Source organism: Sporacetigenium sp. TC11, from assembly GCF_058146105.1.
Genome location: NZ_JBYVNY010000004.1, coordinates 139,166 through 157,259, shown reverse-complemented (window position 1 = coordinate 157,259; position 18,094 = coordinate 139,166). Strand labels below are relative to the sequence as shown.

Genomic DNA, 18,094 nt, shown 5'->3' with positions numbered 1-18,094 from the left:
TGAAAGCTCATCTAAATATGGATATTTGAAAACTACCTTGGAGCTGAATTTAGTAACTGTGCACAGTGAAAGTATTCGGGTGACGACCTTATAGTCTTACAAGAGGGCTTATGCCAACTTGGGTGGAACCGCGATATACTCGTCCCATGATTTCATGGGGCGAGTTTTTTGTTTTTGTAATTATTCAAAAGGAGGTAGAATTAAATGATAAAAGTTACTTTAAAAGATGGTTCAGTAAAGGAATATGAAAAAGGAACATCAATAATGGATGTAGCTAAATCTATAAGTGAAGGATTAGCTAGAAGTATAGTAGGGGCATCTGTAAATGAAAAAGTAGTAGGACTTGATTATAAATTAAATGAGGATGCTGACTTAAGTTTATACAAATTTGACGATGTAGAGGGTAAAGAAATATTTAGACATACAAGTGCACATATTTTAGCTCAAGCAATAAAAAGGGTATATCCTGAGGCTAAACTTGCTATAGGGCCTGCTATAGAAAATGGATTTTACTATGATATAGATCTAGAGCACAGACTTACTCCACAAGATTTAGAAAAACTAGAAGCAGAAATGAAAAAAATAGCTAAAGAAGATTTAACTTTAGAGAGATTTGAAATTTCAAAAGAAGAAGCTTTAAAGTTAATGAAAGAACAGGGAGAAGATTACAAAGTTGAGTTAATAAATGATCTTCCAGAAGGAGAAACACTATCTTTTTATAAACAAGGAGATTTTACTGATTTATGTAGAGGACCACATCTACCATCTACTAAAAAAGTAAAAGCTGTAAAACTTCTAAATATAGCTGGTGCATACTGGCGTGGAGATGAAAAAAATAAGATGCTACAAAGAATATATGGAGTATCTTTTGAAAAGTCTAAGGACTTAGATGAATATCTACATTTATTAGAAGAAGCTAAGAAAAGAGACCATAGAAAATTAGGAAAAGAATTAGAATTATTTACAATACCTGATGAGGGACCAGGATTCCCATTATTCTTACCAAGAGGTATGGAACTTAAGAATGAACTATTAAAATTCTGGAGAGAAATACACAAAAAAGATGGATATGTTGAAATAGAAACTCCAATAATATTAAACAGAGCATTATGGGAAACTTCAGGACACTGGTATAACTACAAAGAAAATATGTATACTGTACAAATAGATGAGCAAGACTTTGCTATAAAGCCAATGAACTGTCCAGGAGGACTTATATATTATAAATCTAAACCACACTCATATAGAGATTTTCCAATGAGAGTTGGAGAAGTAGGTAGGGTTCATAGACATGAATTATCTGGAGCATTACACGGACTTATGAGAGTTAGAGCATTTACTCAAGATGATGCACATATATTTATGTTACCAGAGCAAATAAAAGATGAGATAAAAGGTGTTGTAGATTTAATAGATAGAGTTTATAAAACTTTTGGATTCGAATATCACTTAGAATTATCTACTAGACCAGAAAAATCTATGGGTACAGATGAAGAGTGGGAAGCAGCTGAAAATGGTTTAAGAGAAGCTTTAGAAGATTTAGGCGTTGAATATAAATTAAATGAAGGTGATGGGGCTTTCTATGGACCTAAGATAGACTTCCATTTAAGAGACTGCTTAGGAAGAACATGGCAATGTGGTACTATACAATTAGATATGCAACTTCCGCAAAGATTTGATATAAGCTATGTAGGAAAAGATGGAGAAAAACATGTACCAGTAATGATACACAGAGTTGCATTTGGAAGTATAGAAAGATTTATAGGTATATTAATAGAGCATTATGCTGGTAAATTCCCAACATGGATAGCACCGGTACAAGTAAAAATATTACCTATATCAGATAAATACAATGATTATGCAAAAGAAGTAAGAGCTAAATTATTTGAAAAGGGTATAAAGGTAGAAATAGATGATAGAGCAGAAAAAATAGGTTACAAAATAAGAGAAGCTCAAATGGAAAAGATACCTTATATGTTAGTAGTAGGGGAAAAAGAAGCAGAAAATAATGAAATTTCAGTTCGTTCAAGAGATAAAGGTGAGTTAGGTTCTGTAAACATAGAAAGTTTCTTAAATGATATATTAAAAGAAATTGAAGAAAGATCTAATATAATTCAAGCTTAATATAAAAAAGAGGTGTTAGAAATCTAACACCTCTTTTCTTATATACTTACTTTAGTTATTAAAGATTTTAACTCTTCATGAGTCATAGTTTCCTTCTCGAATAAATGTTGCGATACAATATGAAGATCTTGCATACTTTTACTTAACAAATCTAGAGTTTCCTTATAACATCCGTCTATTATATTATTTGCCTCTTTTTGTATTTTTTCTGATAATAGTGTTTTTTGGTTTCCATCTAATGTCACATATCCGAAGCTGCTCATACCATATTCACACACCATTTGAGTTGCAATGTCAGTAACCTTCTTTAAATCGTCTTTTGCCCCTGTAGATTGATGATTAAATATTAACTCTTCTGCTGCTTTTCCAGCTAATAATATTTTCATTCTACCCAATAATTCTTCTTTTGTATATATAAATCTGTCTTCATCAGGAAGTTGTAAAACGTATCCTAATGCCTGACCTCTTGGTATTATAGATACCTTTTGTATAGGATTTAGTCCTAGTGCATTACTAACTAAAGCATGCCCTGACTCGTGATAAGATACTATTTTCTTTTCTTTCTCTATTAATTTAGCATTTTTTGATTCAAGACCAGCTATAACTCTTTCTATAGCCTTATCAAAGTGAAGTTGAGTTATAATAGTGCTATTATCTCTAACCGCAAGGATTGCTGCTTCATTAGCTATATTTGCGAGATGCGCACCATTAAATCCATGTGTTTTTTTAGCTAACATGTCTAAATTAACAGTTGGGTCTATAGGTTTATCTTGAGTATGAACTTTTAGTATTTCATGTCTTGTAAAATAGTTAGGATTCCCTATGTGTACATGTCTATCAAATCTTCCGGGTCTTAATAATGCTTCATCTAATAAGTCAAGACGGTTAGTTGCACCTACTATTATTACATTTGTATCTTTATTAAAGCCATCCATTTCTACAAGTAATTGATTAAGAGTTTGATCTTTTTCGTTGTTGCTTTCAAGATGTCTTTTTGCACCAACGGCATCAATTTCATCGATAAATATTATACTAGGAGATTCTTTCCTAGCCTTTTCAAATAAAGTTCTAACTCTTTTTGCACCAACTCCTACGTATTTTTCAACGAATTCTGAACCTGTAACATTGAAAAAAGCAGAATTAGTTTCTCCAGCTACAGCGGATGCTAGTAATGTTTTACCTGTTCCAGGAGGACCATAAAATAAAACACCCTTGGGAATCTTAGCTCCCATTTTCTTATATTTCTCAGGGTTTTTTATAAAGTCCACTAGTTCAAATAGTTCTTCTTTTACTTCTTCTAGACCAGCTACATCTTTAAATGTGGTTTTAGGTTTTGTGTAGCTAGAGTCATCAGGTTGAGTTTCTTTTTCCATTTTTGTTTGAGCAAATGCTGGAACAGGTACGTTGATTTTCTTTAAGATTTCTTTTATTGTTTTCATAATCATGCACCTCAAATAATATGGTATTTTTGTTTAAACTTATTGTTGCCTTTATTGCCAAATAATATTATTTAAATATTTTCCAAATTACACTAAAATAGTAATAATATAATAAAAAGTATTGCCATAAAGAGAAAATATAACGTATTTTTTAAAAAAAGTTGACAAAACTTTTATATAATGATATATTTTATAAGGTAGTTGATGTGAACAAGAAGAAGTTATCCGCTTCTCACCTTACAACAAAAGTTAGTAAGGTTAATAATAGTTACTATTACTTATGGAATTGCTATGTAACTTATGCGGATGACTCTGTCATTCGCTTTTTTTATATAAAATTATAGTTGGAGGTGTCCTACCATTAGTAAAGAACTGCCATTAAACGATGAAATAAGAGATAAAGAAGTCAGAGTGCTATCAGATACAGGAGAGCAACTAGGGATAATGTCGTCTCAAGAAGCTCAAGAAATAGCTAATAGCAAAAACTTAGATCTAGTAAAAATATCACCAAATGCTAATCCGCCAGTATGTAGAATAATGGATTATGGCAAGTTTAAATATGAACAATCTAGAAAAGAAAAAGAATCTAAAAAGAAACAAAAAACTGTAAGTCTTAAAGAAATAAGACTAAGACCAGGTATAGAAGAAAATGACTTAAACACTAAAGCTAACCACGCTATAAAGTTCTTACAAAAAGGCGATAAGGTTAAAGTGGAATTAAGATTTAGAGGAAGACAATTAGGACACAAAGATATAGGTAAAGTAGTTATGACTAACTTTATAGCATTAATAGAAGAGTTTGGAACACCAAGTAAAGCTCCAGCATTTGAAGGCAATAATATGGTTGTAATAATAGAACCAAAAAAATAGACTAAAACTTGAGAGGAGGAACCACTATGCCAAAAATGAAAACTCATAGAGGCGCTGCTAAGAGATTTAAAGCAACAGGAAGTGGAAAATTAAAAAGATCTAAGGCGTTTAGAAGACACATATTAACTAAGAAGAGTGCTAAAACTAAAATGCAATTAAGAAAATCAGGTATAGTTACTGAGGGCGATGCAAGAAGAATAGCTCAATTATTACCATATATATAAATCCGGATGGAAGTTTATATTATAAAACTTAGGAACTAAAGTAGAAAACAAAGGAGGCGTAACCATGGCTAGAGTAAAAAAGGCAATGAATGCTCGTAAAAAGCATAAAAAAGTATTAAAGCTTGCAAAAGGTTTCATAGGAGCAAGAAGTAAATTATTCAGACCTGCTAATCAATTCGTAATGAAGGCATTAAGAAATGCTTATGTAGGTAGAAAGTTAAGAAAAAGAGACTTTAGAAAATTATGGATACAAAGAATAAATGCTGGTGCTAGATTAAATGGATTATCTTATTCAAAATTCATGAATGGATTAAAACTAGCAGGAATAGAAGTAAACAGAAAAATGTTAGCTGAAATGGCTATACATGATGCAGAAGGTTTTGCTCAATTAGTATCTGTTGCTAAAGAAAAATTAGCTGCTTAATAATAAGAAAAGTACCTGAGTTATACTCAGGTACTTTTCTTTGTTTTTCCAGGTTCTAAATGAATTATAACTTCAGATACTCCTGTAAATTTACTTACTATCATACCCTCCACAATATGAGATAAATCATGAGCATCCTTAATACTCATGTCAGGATTGACTCCTATATGAAGGTCTACTATTATATTATTTTCCTTACCTCTAGATCTTATCTTATGACAAAACACAACGTTTGGAATACTCATAACAAAATTATAAATATCATTTTTATTTAGCATAGCTTGATCTAAAAATACTTTTAAAGAATAAAGTAAAACATCGAATCCTGATTTTAATATCATTATAGATATAATTATTGATATAAATATATCTATGAATGTAAAACCTGACTTTATAGCAAATAAACCTATAAAAACAGAAATTGAAACAGCTATATCACTTCTAGTATGCATAGAATCTGATATAAGTATATCGCTTTTTAAATCTTTGCCCTTAGCATATTCATACTTATATACAAAGTAATTAACTATAGTAGATACTATCATAACTATAAAACTATATTTATCTATATGAATGGAAGTGGGATTAAGGACTCTATTTATACATTGAGATATTATTTCGAAAGACATAAAAAATAATAAAATGCTTATAATTAGAGAGGCTAAGGTTTCATACTTATCATGACCATATGGATGGCAGTCATCAGCAGGTTTAGATGCCCACGTTATAGCAAATATACCTATTATATTAGATACAGCATCAGATATAGAATGAAACCCATCTGCAGTCATACTACTTATACTATGGGTGTATCCGTATATAACCTTAGCTAATGCAACTATGAAATTAAATATAAATATAATAATTAATATATTTATTGTTTGAGTATAGTATCCTTGTCTCATTATAAAAACCCCTTTATTAATTTGATAGTATTATTATATTTTAAGAAATATAAAATGTGAGATTAAAAGAGGAATAAATAGCATTATTATTAAAAAACTGCGAATAATACCAATAAAGATTAAATATAGCTGAGAATATACCTTTTTGATACTTTACATTAAAATTTTTATAATATATAATCTATTCTTATTACGTAGATATAAATAAAAGGAGTGAAAAAGATATGAAAAACCCTATAGGAGATAAAGTAGGGATATATACAAAAATATTTGATCGTTTATCTCCTGCTCAAGTTATGGTTTTAGGTTTTGCAGGTGTAATTATTTTAGGTGGAATACTTTTAACACTACCTATGGCGTCCCAAGACGGGAATAGCATAGGTTTTTTAAATGCCTTATTTACAGCAACATCTGCGGTTTGTGTTACAGGGCTAATTGTTGCAGACACAGCAACCCATTGGACTTTATTTGGACAAATAGTTATAATATCATTAATTCAAGTTGGTGGATTGGGATTTATGACTGTTACAACTATGCTTGCACTTATAATTAAAAAGAAGATACACTTAAAAGAGAGGCTTTTAATACAGGAAGCACTAAATCATTTTGATTTATCCGGATTAGTAAAATTAAGCAGATATGTATTTCTTATAACATTTACTATAGAAGGTTTTGGAGCCTTGCTTTTATCGACTGTATTTATTCCTCAATTTGGGATAACAAAGGGAATATGGTACAGTATATTCCATGCTATATCTGGATTTTGTAATGCAGGATTTGATTTAATGGGAGGAGTAAGTGGCAAGTATAGTTCTTTAATTTCTTATGTAAATAATGCAACTATAAGTTTAACTATATGCGGACTTATAATTTTGGGCGGTTTAGGATTTCCTGTTATATTAGATATATTGAAGAACAGAAGACTTTCTAAACTTTCAATACATTCTAAGATAGTATTAACTACAACCGCTATATTGATAATACTAGGAACTATATTAATATTTGCCATAGAATATAATAATCCAGATACTATAGGAAACTTATCTATAAAAGGTAAGTTACTTGGTTCCTTATTTCAATCTGTAACTACTAGAACAGCTGGATTTAATACTTTAGATTTGACAAAGTTAAACCAAGCATCAACATTTATAATGATAATACTTATGTTTATAGGTGCATCTCCAGCATCAACTGGTGGAGGTATAAAGACAACTACACTAGCTACCTTAATATTAACAGTTAAAGCTTTCATAGTAGGTAAAGAAGATGTAGAGGTATATAATAGAAGAATTTCTTATTCAGTAGTAAATAAGGCTATAGGAATATTTTTCATAGCTATTACAATAGTAGTTACAGCTACATTGATATTGACTATATTTGAGCCGGAATTTGATGTAGTTGAATCCTTATATGAAGTAGTATCAGCTTTTGCTACAGTAGGGCTTACTATTGGAGGTAGCTTTAATTTAAATACTGTAGGAAAGATAGTCATAATGCTTTGTATGTTTGCTGGAAGGGTTGGATCTCTTACGATACTTATAGCTATAGCAGCTAGAGGAAATAAACAAATTATAAAATATCCTGAGGGAAAAATAATAGTTGGATAATGAAGGGAGATATATTATGAGACAATATATTGTTATAGGATGTGGAAGGTTTGGGTCTTCTGTAGCTACTACTATGAATTTACTTGGACATCAAGTTATGGCTATAGATAAAAATGAAGATACAATACAAAATATAGCTGATAAAGTTACTCATGCCGCAATAGTAGATGTTACAGACGAAAATGCCTTAAGATCTATTGGACTTGGTAATTTTGATGTAGCTATAGTGGCAATAGGGTCGGATACAAGGGCATCAATAATGGCTACGTTAATAGCTAAAGAAATGGGAGTACCACAAGTAGTATGTAAAGCTATGGATGAATTACAAGCTAAAGTATTGTATAAAATAGGAGCAGATAGAGTTGTATTCCCAGAAAGAGATATGGGAGTTAGAGTTGCACATAACTTAGTATCGAATAATATACTAGACCATATAGAATTAGACCCAGAGTATTCTATAGTTGAAATAGTAGCTCCAAATGAATGGGTAGGTAACACTATAAAGGAGTTAGATTTAAGAGCTAAATTTGAAGTTACAGTTTTGGCTATTAAACATGGGAAAGATATAAATGTTACGCCATCCCCTGATGAACAATTAAGACTTGGTGACATATTAGTAGTTATAGGAAGTAACAATAAGATAAGTCATATTACACCAGATGATAATAGTTTTAGGAGATAACTAAATGATAATAGAAATAAGTAGTAAAGAAAATGAAAAAATAAAATATACTAAGTCATTATTAAAATCAAAAACTAGATACTCAGAAAATAAATATATAATAGAGGGATATAGGATAATTACCCAAGCTATAGATTGCAATGCTAGTATAGATTATGTTGTATTTAATGATGATTTTGTAACTAAAAAAGAATTTATTATTATAGACACATTAAAATCTAGAAATATACCTATTTATAAAACTACTAATAAGTTATTTAAAGATTTAATAGATACAGAAAATACTCAGGGAATTCTAGCAGTTATAAATGCAAAAGAAGATAAATTACAAGATTTAATAAAGGATGAAACAAAATTTGTAGTTATATTAGATAGAATACAAGACCCAGGTAATATGGGAACTATAATAAGAACAGCAGACGCATCTGGAGTTGATTTAATAATAACTTTAAAAGGAAGTGTAGATATATACAATCCTAAGGTTATAAGGTCTACAATGGGATCTATATTTAATATGAAAACTATTAGCTTAAATGAAGAAGATGCCATGAAAGCTCTAAAAGATAATGGATTTAACATAGTATCTAGTTATTTAGATACTGAGAATTATTATAATAATGTAGATTATGGAAATAAAGTGGCTTTAGTTATTGGAAATGAAGCTAATGGGATAAATGATGAAATAATAGAAAAGTCTGATATCCTAGTTAAAATACCTATATATGGAAATGCAGAGTCTTTAAATGCTGCTATAAGTGCAGGAATATTAATGTATGAAATTAAAAAATATTTAGTATAATACATTGTAAGTAGTAATTTACTGTGATATAATTTTATAGCATAAATACTAATATAAAAAAGACAATGAAAGAGAAAAGTACTTTGATTAAACTTGGTACAGAGAAAAGTGACTAGGCTGGAAGCACTTTCTAAGAAATCAATGGAAGTTCGCTCTGGAGTTTCAAAGTTGAAATTTAAGTAGGCTTTGACGTATGAACGCGTTAAGTTCTTATAAGTGGTCTAATTTATTAGACTATTAGGGTGGTACCGCGGAAAATATAGCCTTTCGTCCCTACTTTGGGATGAAGGGCTTTTTTTGTTTCAATAAATATATTTAATATCTATTTATTATATAGAAAGGGTGAATAATGTGAAGGAAAAACTACATACTTTACAACAAAGTGCCTTAGATGAAATAAAAACTGCACAAGGTATAGACGAAGTAGAAACTCTAAGGGTAAAGTACCTAGGAAAAAAGGGAGAAATAACATCTATACTAAAGGAAATGGGTAAATTATCAGCTGAAGAAAGACCTATTATAGGTAAGGTTGCAAATGAGGTAAGAGAAGCAATAGAAAATTCTATAGCTTCAAGAAAAGAAGAATTAAAATCTATAGAAAAAAATAAGAAGTTACAAACTGAAGTACTAGATGTAACTATGCCAGGAAAAAAATTTACAATAGGGAAAAAGCATCCTATATCTCAAGTAATAGATGAAGTAAGTGAAATATTTATGGGTATGGGATTTAGCATAGCACAAGGTCCAGAAATAGAAACTGTATTTAATAACTTTGATGCTTTAAATGCGCCTAAAGACCATCCATCTAGAGATATGTCAGATACATTTTACATAAATGATGAATTAGTACTTAGAACTCAAACATCTCCAGTTCAAGTAAGAACAATGAAAAGTATGGATTTGCCTATAAGAGTAATATCTCCAGGAAGATGTTTTAGGTCAGACTCTCCAGATGCTACTCATTCTCCAATGTTTCACCAAATAGAAGGTCTAGTTGTAGCTGAGAAGGTAACTATGGCAGAACTTAAGGGTACACTAGATACATTTGTTAAGAAGTTATTTGGAGAAAAAACTAAAACCAAATTTAGACCACATAACTTCCCATTTACAGAGCCAAGTGCAGAAGTAGATGTTACTTGTTTTAAATGTGGTGGGGATGGATGTCCTATGTGCAAGGGAGAAGGTTGGATAGAAATATTAGGCGCGGGTATGGTTCATCCTAATGTTTTAAGAAACTGTGGAATAGACCCGGAAAAGTACAGCGGATTTGCATTTGGTATGGGTGCTGATAGAATTACAATGCTTAAATATGAAATAGATGATATTAGATTATTATTTGAAAATGATATGAGATTTTTAAATCAATTTTAAGTAGGAGGGATAAATATGTTAGTTCCTTTAAAATGGCTAAGAGACTATGTAGATATAGATATAGATAGTAAGGATTTTGCTGATAAAATGACAATGACAGGATCAAAAGTAGAAAGAGTAGAATCATTTGGAGAAGAAATAGAAAAAGTTGTAGTAGGTAAGATATTAGAAATAGAACAACATCCAAATGCAGATAAATTAGTAGTTACAAAAATTGATATAGGAAATGAAACTATACAAGTAGTAACTGGAGCTAAAAATATATCTAAAGATGATTATATACCAGTAGCTTTAGTAGGGGCTAAACTTCCTGAAGGTGTTAAGATAAAAAAAGGAAAATTAAGAGGAGAAACATCTGAAGGTATGATGTGCTCTGGTGATGAACTAGGAATACCATCTCAATATGTTGAAGATTACAAAAAAGATGGAATATACATATTAGATCATGAAGATAATTACGAGTTGGGTAAAGACATAAAGGAAGTATTAGGTATAAATGATTCATTAATAGAATTTGAGATAACTTCAAATAGACCAGATTGTAGATCTATAATAGGTATAGCTAGAGAAGCGGCGGTTACTTTAAGTAAAGATATGAAGTATCCTATTATAAATGTTAAAGAAAGTGATGAAAATATAAGCTTTAATATTAAAATAGAAAATAATGATTTATGCCCAAGATATAGTGCTAGGATAGTTAAGGATATTAAAATAGCACCCTCGCCATATTGGATGCAAAGAAGACTTATAGAAGCAGGATTAAGACCTATAAACAATATAGTCGATATAACAAATTATGTTATGTTAGAGTTAGGTCAACCTCTTCATGCATTTGATTTAAGAGAAATAGGTACAAATGAAATAGTAGTTAAAACTGCTCAAGATGGAGAGAAGTTTGTAACTTTAGATGAACAAGAAAGAAGCTTAGATTGTAATACAATAGTTATAACTAATGGTGAAAAAACTTTAGGCTTAGCTGGTGTAATGGGTGGAGCTAATTCTGAAATTAAAGATGATACTACAGAAATATTAATAGAAAGTGCTAACTTCAAATCAGAAAGTATAAGAGCTACATCAAAAAAATTAGGTTTAAGAACAGAGGCATCTGCAAGATATGAAAAGGGTATAGATATAAATTTAGTGGAGACAGCAATAAATAGAGCAGCTCAATTAATAGAAGAGCTAGGAGCTGGTAGAGTATTAAAAGGTATAGTTGATAACTATGAAAATAAAGTAGAAAAACAAAAAATAGTTGTAAGACCTCAAAGAATAAATTCTTTATTAGGAGTTAATGTTCCTTTAAATGAATTTATTGGGATATTAGAAAGTTTAGAGTTCAAATGCAACTTAATAGAAAATAATAATTTAGAAATAGAAATTCCAAGCTTTAGACTAGATATAGAACAAGAGGCTGATATATTAGAAGAAATAGCTAGAATATATGGATATGAAAATATACCTTCAGCTTCATTGTATGGAAATACTACTGTTGGAGTAAAAACTGATAATCAAAAATTTGAAGATAAAATTAAAGATAGCTTAGTATCTATGGGAATAAATGAAATATTAACTTATTCATTTGTAAGTCCACGAGGAGTAGATAAAATAAATTTATCTCAAGATGATAATAAGAGAGATTTTGTTAAAATAATAAATCCTCTTGGAGAAGAAACTTCTGTAATGAGAACTACTTTATTACATAATATGTTAGATGTTATGTATACTAATTATTCTCGTAAGGTAAATTCATTTGCTGGGTTCGAAGCTGGAAATATATTTGTACCAGACTCAGAATTTCCAAGTCAAACTAGAAAGTTATGTATAGGTATATATGGTAATAATACAGATTTCTTCTATTTAAAAGGGGTATTAGAAGAGATATTATACAATACAGGATTTTTAGATTATGAAATAATCCCAGAAAAAGAAAATTTAACATTCCACCCTGGAAGATGTGCAAATATAGTGTATAATAATATATGTATAGGAACATTTGGTGAACTTCATCCTGATGTTTTAGATAATTATAACTTAAATAATAGAATTTATATGGCTGAAATAGACTTAGATTTAATCTTTGCAAACTCTAATCCTGAAAAACGTTATAAAGCGTTGCCAAAATATCCTACTATAACTAGAGACATAGCATTATTAGTTAAAGATGAGGTGTTTGTTAAGGAAATAGAAGATATAATAAAGGAAAATTCTCAAGGATTATTAGAAAGTTATGATTTATTTGATGTATATAAAGGTACTCAGATACAAGAAGGATATAAGTCCGTTGCTTATTCTATAGTATATAGAAGCCAAGATAGAACTTTAACTGATGAAGATGTTTCCAAAGTACATGATAAGATAGTAAGTGAGCTAAGTGAGAAACTAAATGCTAACTTAAGATCAAATTAATACACGCTAGCATGGGGGTGTTAGGATGAATAAAGTTATTGTCAAAATAAATGGCATTGAATATCCAATGGTTGGAGAAAAGACTAAGGAACACATGAGAGCAGTTGCTCATTATGTAGATGAAGAAATGGAAAAGATAACTAAGGCTAATCCTAGATTAAGCACTAGTATGACAGCTATATTAACAGCTTTAAATATAACAGACATATTATTTGAATGTTCATCTGAAAATGAAGAACTTAGCAAAAAATATGCAAAACTTATGGAAGAAAATAAAAAGCCGAATCAAGAAATTCAAGTAGAGTTAGAAAAAATAAAAATCGAATTAGAACAATCTAAAGTAGAAATAGTTAAAAAAGATAGTGAAGTAGACATGTTAAAAAAAGAAATAGAAAGTCAAAGAGAAATAGCTATAAAAGCTAGTGAAGAGTGTAATAAGCATAAAAATGAATATGAAGAGTCAGAAAACAGAATAAAAGTGGCCGAAGATTTAGCTTCTAGTTTTCAAAATAAGTTATATGATTTGCAATTAAAAGTTATAGAACTAGAACAAGAATTAAAGTCATATAAGGCAAAGAATGCAGAATAATGTAGTTAACCTTCAGGGAAAAATAACCTGAAGGTTAATTTTTTACTGTATTTACATAAGGAGGTACAAAATGAATAAATTAGAATTATTAGCTCCAGTTGGTAGTTTTGAATCACTAAGAGCAGCAGTACAAAATGGGGCGAATGCTGTATACCTAGGCGGTATGGAATTTAGCGCTAGGGCGTCGGCAAATAATTTCGATAGAAGTGAACTTAAAGAAGCCGTAGAATACGCCCATATAAGGGATGTATCTGTATTTGTAACAGTAAATACATTGATAAAACAAAATGAAATAGAAGATTTTATAAATTATATAAAATATCTATATGATGTAGATGTAGATGCAATAATACTTCAGGATATAGGAATGGCGAAATTAATAAAAAAAATACTTCCTGATTTTGAACTACATGCTAGTACTCAAATGGTAGCACACTCTATAGAAGATGTTAAGTATCTTGAAAATATGGGATTTAATAGAGTTGTATTGGCAAGAGAACTAAATGTAGATGAAATAAAGTATATATGTGATAATACAAATACAGATATAGAAGTTTTTGTGCATGGAGCGCTTTGTGTATGTTATTCAGGCCAATGCCTTATGAGTAGTATGATAGGAAGTAGATCTGGAAATCGTGGAAGGTGTGCTCAACCTTGCAGACAAAAATATGAATTAGTAGATCTATCAAATGATGAAATTATAAATACAGGTGGAGAATATTTATTAAGCCCAAGGGATTTAAATACAATAGAAGATATAGATAAAATAATGAAATGTGGTGTACATTCACTAAAAATCGAAGGAAGAATGAAAAGACCAGAGTATGTTGCCACAGTTATAAGAAATTATAGAGAAGCTATAGAGCAATATAATAATAGTAATAAAATAAACATATCAAGTGAAAATATTAATGATTTATATACTATATTTAATAGAGATTTTACAAAAGGGTATGTACTAAATCAAGTTGGTGCAGATATAATGAATCCTCAAAAACCTAATAATGTAGGTTTATATGTAGGAAAGGTAATAGATTATAATAAAAAAAGTAATAAATTAAAAATAAAATTAGAGAACCCCCTTAAAAAAGGAGATGGGATAAATTTAGGCGGAGGAACTATAGGTAGAATAATAAAAAATAATGAAATATTAGAAGTAGGAAATAAAGGAGATATTATAGAAATAGATTTTATAGGAGATGCAAAGCTCAATCAAGAAGTATATAAGACGTCTGATAGTGAACTTATAAATAAAGCTCAAAAAAGCTATGAAAATGAAGCAGAAAATAAAAAGATAAAAATAAAAGCAGATATTATATTGAAATTAAATGATTATCCAAGACTTATACTTAAGGATAATAGGGGTAATTCAGTAGATGTTACTGTAGACAAAATAATAGAACAAGCTATGAAAGTATCTTTAAGTGAAGATAAAGTTATATCTCAACTATCCAAATTAGGAAATACACCATATGAATTAACAAATATTAATATGAATATAGACGAAAATATAAGTATCCCTATAAGTGTGCTAAATCAATTGAGAAGAAGCGCAATAGAGAAGTTAAATAACAAAAGAGCTATTTTAAATATAAGAAAGTACAAAGAAACTAATGTAGAGTACAAGCCTAATAAAGTAAATAGGGTTATAGAAAATAAAATAAGAGTGAAAGTAAAAACTATTGAACAGTTGAAGGCATCTTTAAAATATTCTATAGATGCAATATACTATGAAGATATAAAAACTTTAGAAGAGGCAATAGAATTAGGGAAAAAACACAATATAAAAATAATATACAGTGTACCTAGAATACTTAGGAATAACGACTACAATATGTTAAAAAAATTAGATAATATAGAAAATATACAAGTAGGAAATCTAGGTAGTATAGGTTATCTAAAAAATAAAAACTTATATATTGATTACTATTTAAACTCTTTTAATAGTGAATCTATAAATTACTTTGCATCTCAAAATGCTAATACTGTATGTCTATCTGCCGAATTAAATATGAGTGAGATAGAGGAAACTTTATTATATACAAATGCAGAAATAGAGACTTTAGTATATGGGTATGTTCCTCTTATGGTAACTGAGTATTGTCCAATGGGAGTTTTAGTAAGAGACTGCAAAAAAGACAAAAGATGTGATACATGTAATGAAAGCTTGTATTCACTAAGAGACATAAAAGAAGAAGAATACAGACTATCACAGGATATGTTTTGCAGAACAACAATATATAATACAACACCATTATGTATGTTAGACGACTTAAAAACACTACATGATATAGGAATAGATATATTTAGATTAGATTTTACATTTGAAAATTATGATGAAGTTGACAATACATTAAAGGCATTTACATTAACTTTAAATAATAATTTTAAAATATGTATGGAATATAAAGAAGTTTATGAAAATCTAAATAAAAATGGTGAAAATACAGGCCACTACTATAGGGGAGTGGAGTAAAAAACAGGAGGGGTAAGAATGAGAGAAAAAGCTTTAGAAATACTAAACAAATACCTTAGTACAGAACATTTAGTTAAACATTCATATGCAGTTGAAGCTGTTATGAGAGAGTTAGGAAAAAGATTAGATCCTCAAAGAGAAGAAGAATGGGCTATAGCTGGATTATTACACGATTTAGATGCAGATTTAATGGATTATATGTCTGAAGAAGGTGCAAAAATACATGGAATAAAAGCTATAGATATATTAAAACAAGAGGGATTTGGTAATGAATTTATGTATCATGCTATATGTGCCCATAATGAAGCTACTGGAGTAAGTAGAGATAATACCATAGATAAGGCTATATATGCAGCAGATCCTATAACTGGCTTTATAAATGCCATAACTTTAGTTTATCCAGATAAGAAACTATCTAGCGTTAAGGTAAAATCTATAACGAAAAGAATGAAAGAATTAAGGTTTGCAGCAGGAGCTAATAGAGATGCCATGAAAAGCATAGAAGAAGTAGGAATATCTTTTGATGAGTTTGCAAAATTATCTCTTGAAGCTATGCAAAATATAAGTGATGAACTAGGATTATAGGGGAAAAACAAAAGGAAGGTCATAGACCTTCCTTTAATTTATCTTATATTTTTAAGTATTTGCACTAGATATTTCCAAGTTTTTTCAGTTGAAGATATACTTAAATGTTCATTTGGAGTATGAACATCATACATATCAGGGCCTAATGATATTGCATCTACATTTGGCATTTTTTCAAGTAATAATCCACATTCAAGACCTGCGTGAAGCGCCATAACTACAGGCTCTTTTCCTGTCATGTTTTTGTAAACATCTATACATATTTCTTTTAATTGAGAGTTTTTGTTGTATTCCCAAGCTGGATAATCGCTTATTAAATCTTGCTTTGCACCTAGAGTTTGTGATAATAGTTCTATTGTATTAGTTATTTCATTTTTTAATGTTTTAACAGAACTTCTTGTAGCGCTTTCAAATTCAACATGATTATCTAAACTTCTAACAACCCCTAAGTTTGTAGAGCTTTCTACTAAATCTTTTATGTCCATACTCATAGTTTGAACTCCATTAGGAATTATATTTAGCATCTGAAGTACTTTTTCCTTAGAATCATCAGAATATGATTTAGTATAGCTATTTTCAACTTCTTTAAATGTTAATCTTACACCAGAATCAGAAGTTTTAAATTCATTTGAATATATACTTTGAATCTCATCAATAGCGTTTCTTAGTTTAACTTCATCATTTTTGCTTAACAGTACTATAGCTTCAGATTCACGAGGTATAGCATTGTTTTTAGAGCCTCCATGAACCTCTACTAAATCAAAACTTAAACCTTGAAGTTTTTGAATTAAATTTAAAGCTCTTCCTATTAACTTATTAGAATTTCCTTTTTGCTTTATTATATCCATGCCAGAGTGACCACCTTGAAGGCCTTGTATCTCAATTGAATATGCATTTAAAGATTTATCTACATCTTTGTGAGTAATAGGCAAAGTAACTAGTGAAGTAACTCCACCGGCACAACTTACAAGTAGATAACCTTCTTCTTCAGAATCTAAGTTTAGTAGATATTTACCTTTAAATAGATTTCCATCTACTGCCATAGCACCACTCATTCCAGTTTCTTCGTCTGTAGTTATTAAAACTTCTATTGCTGGATGTTCAATATCATTAGATGCAAGTACAGCCATAGACATTGCCACTGCAATACCATTATCTGCACCTAAAGTAGTATTGTTAGCATATAGCATATCGTTATCTATTTTTAATTCTATAGGATCTTTTGAAAAATCATGTGCAGTTCCTTTGTTTTTTTCACAAACCATATCCATATGGCCTTGTAAAATAACACCAGGGGCATTTTCATAGCCAGGAGTCGCAGGTTTTTTTATTATTATATTTAAAGCATCATCTTGAATTGTTTCAAGACCTAAGTTCTTTCCAAAGTTATATAGATAATCACTTATAGCCTTTTCATCTTTTGATCCTCTAGGTATTTGAGATATTTCCTCAAAATACTTAAAAACTAACTTTGGTTCTAAATTACAAATTACATTACTCATAAAAGATATCTCCTTTTTATTTAAGTTAAATTTCATTAGTACAAAATAAACTATATTATGTATAATATATAAATAGTATAACTCCAATATA

At 29.7% G+C, this 18,094-nt stretch carries 15 protein-coding genes and 3 other annotated features (1 of these 18 only partly in view); of the genes, 12 read left to right on the top strand and 3 right to left on the bottom strand.

All coding sequences use genetic code 11. The annotated features are described in order from the left end of the window. Nucleotides 1-150 (top strand) — a binding site (T-box leader) (it extends 62 nt beyond the left edge of the window). Nucleotides 151-204: 54 nt separating this feature from the next. Then, complete coding sequence (gene thrS, locus ACUSRV_RS08545) at nt 205-2,124, top strand: threonine--tRNA ligase (RefSeq protein ID WP_490141520.1); 1,920 nt, start codon at nt 205-207, stop codon at nt 2,122-2,124. 38 nt (nt 2,125-2,162) lie between these two features. Here thrS and ACUSRV_RS08540 read toward each other — a convergent pair whose 3' ends face one another. Beyond that, on the bottom strand, nt 2,163-3,563 hold the full coding sequence (locus tag ACUSRV_RS08540; protein ID WP_490141519.1) for an ATP-dependent metallopeptidase FtsH/Yme1/Tma family protein: 1,401 nt from the start codon (nt 3,561-3,563) through the stop codon (nt 2,163-2,165). A gap of 206 nt (nt 3,564-3,769) precedes the next feature. Next, nucleotides 3,770-3,900, top strand: a sequence feature (ribosomal protein L20 leader region). Nucleotides 3,901-3,923: 23 nt separating this feature from the next. Here ACUSRV_RS08540 and infC point away from each other — a divergent pair. From infC to rplT, 3 genes are all read left to right on the top strand, one after another. Then, on the top strand, nt 3,924-4,433 hold the full coding sequence (gene infC / locus ACUSRV_RS08535) for a translation initiation factor IF-3 (protein ID WP_490141600.1): 510 nt from the start codon (nt 3,924-3,926) through the stop codon (nt 4,431-4,433). Between the two features lie 26 nt (nt 4,434-4,459). After that, nucleotides 4,460-4,657: a 50S ribosomal protein L35 gene (rpmI, locus tag ACUSRV_RS08530; RefSeq protein ID WP_490141518.1), complete on the top strand. Its 198-nt coding sequence runs from the start codon at nt 4,460-4,462 to the stop codon at nt 4,655-4,657. Between the two features lie 64 nt (nt 4,658-4,721). Continuing rightward, nucleotides 4,722-5,081: a 50S ribosomal protein L20 gene (gene rplT / locus ACUSRV_RS08525; RefSeq protein WP_490141517.1), complete on the top strand. Its 360-nt coding sequence runs from the start codon at nt 4,722-4,724 to the stop codon at nt 5,079-5,081. A gap of 26 nt (nt 5,082-5,107) precedes the next feature. On the opposite strand, the gene ACUSRV_RS08520 is transcribed toward rplT, so the two are convergent. Then, the gene (locus ACUSRV_RS08520; RefSeq protein ID WP_490141516.1) at nt 5,108-5,986 is read right to left on the bottom strand and encodes a cation diffusion facilitator family transporter; all 879 of its coding nucleotides are present in this window, start codon (nt 5,984-5,986) and stop codon (nt 5,108-5,110) included. Nucleotides 5,987-6,210: 224 nt separating this feature from the next. Between ACUSRV_RS08520 and ACUSRV_RS08515 the strand changes: the two genes are divergently transcribed. The 8 genes from ACUSRV_RS08515 (at nt 6,211) to ACUSRV_RS08480 (ending at nt 16,501) form a co-directional block, all read left to right on the top strand. Continuing rightward, entirely contained in the window at nt 6,211-7,593 is a 1,383-nt protein-coding gene (locus ACUSRV_RS08515) for a TrkH family potassium uptake protein (protein ID WP_490141515.1), read from the top strand. Between the two features lie 16 nt (nt 7,594-7,609). After that, nucleotides 7,610-8,275, top strand: a complete 666-nt coding sequence (locus ACUSRV_RS08510; protein ID WP_490141514.1) for a potassium channel family protein — start codon at nt 7,610-7,612, stop codon at nt 8,273-8,275. 4 nt (nt 8,276-8,279) lie between these two features. Next, on the top strand, nt 8,280-9,074 hold the full coding sequence (locus tag ACUSRV_RS08505) for a TrmH family RNA methyltransferase (RefSeq protein WP_490141513.1): 795 nt from the start codon (nt 8,280-8,282) through the stop codon (nt 9,072-9,074). Between the two features lie 56 nt (nt 9,075-9,130). Next, nucleotides 9,131-9,352, top strand: a binding site (T-box leader). A 73-nt stretch (nt 9,353-9,425) separates the two neighbouring features. Next, entirely contained in the window at nt 9,426-10,445 is a 1,020-nt protein-coding gene (gene pheS / locus ACUSRV_RS08500) for a phenylalanine--tRNA ligase subunit alpha (RefSeq protein ID WP_490141512.1), read from the top strand. A 15-nt stretch (nt 10,446-10,460) separates the two neighbouring features. Next, nucleotides 10,461-12,851 (top strand): phenylalanine--tRNA ligase subunit beta, encoded by a 2,391-nt coding sequence (gene pheT / locus ACUSRV_RS08495; protein ID WP_490141511.1) that lies wholly within the window; start codon nt 10,461-10,463, stop codon nt 12,849-12,851. Between the two features lie 25 nt (nt 12,852-12,876). Further along, nucleotides 12,877-13,440, top strand: a complete 564-nt coding sequence (locus ACUSRV_RS08490) for a cell division protein ZapA (protein WP_490141510.1) — start codon at nt 12,877-12,879, stop codon at nt 13,438-13,440. Between the two features lie 70 nt (nt 13,441-13,510). Further along, the gene (locus ACUSRV_RS08485; RefSeq protein WP_490141509.1) at nt 13,511-15,916 is read left to right on the top strand and encodes a U32 family peptidase; all 2,406 of its coding nucleotides are present in this window, start codon (nt 13,511-13,513) and stop codon (nt 15,914-15,916) included. Between the two features lie 18 nt (nt 15,917-15,934). Then, complete coding sequence (locus tag ACUSRV_RS08480; RefSeq protein ID WP_490141508.1) at nt 15,935-16,501, top strand: HD domain-containing protein; 567 nt, start codon at nt 15,935-15,937, stop codon at nt 16,499-16,501. Nucleotides 16,502-16,539: 38 nt separating this feature from the next. On the opposite strand, the gene ACUSRV_RS08475 is transcribed toward ACUSRV_RS08480, so the two are convergent. Next, the gene (locus ACUSRV_RS08475) at nt 16,540-18,003 is read right to left on the bottom strand and encodes an aminoacyl-histidine dipeptidase (RefSeq protein WP_490141507.1); all 1,464 of its coding nucleotides are present in this window, start codon (nt 18,001-18,003) and stop codon (nt 16,540-16,542) included. Nucleotides 18,004-18,094 lie beyond the last annotated feature (91 nt).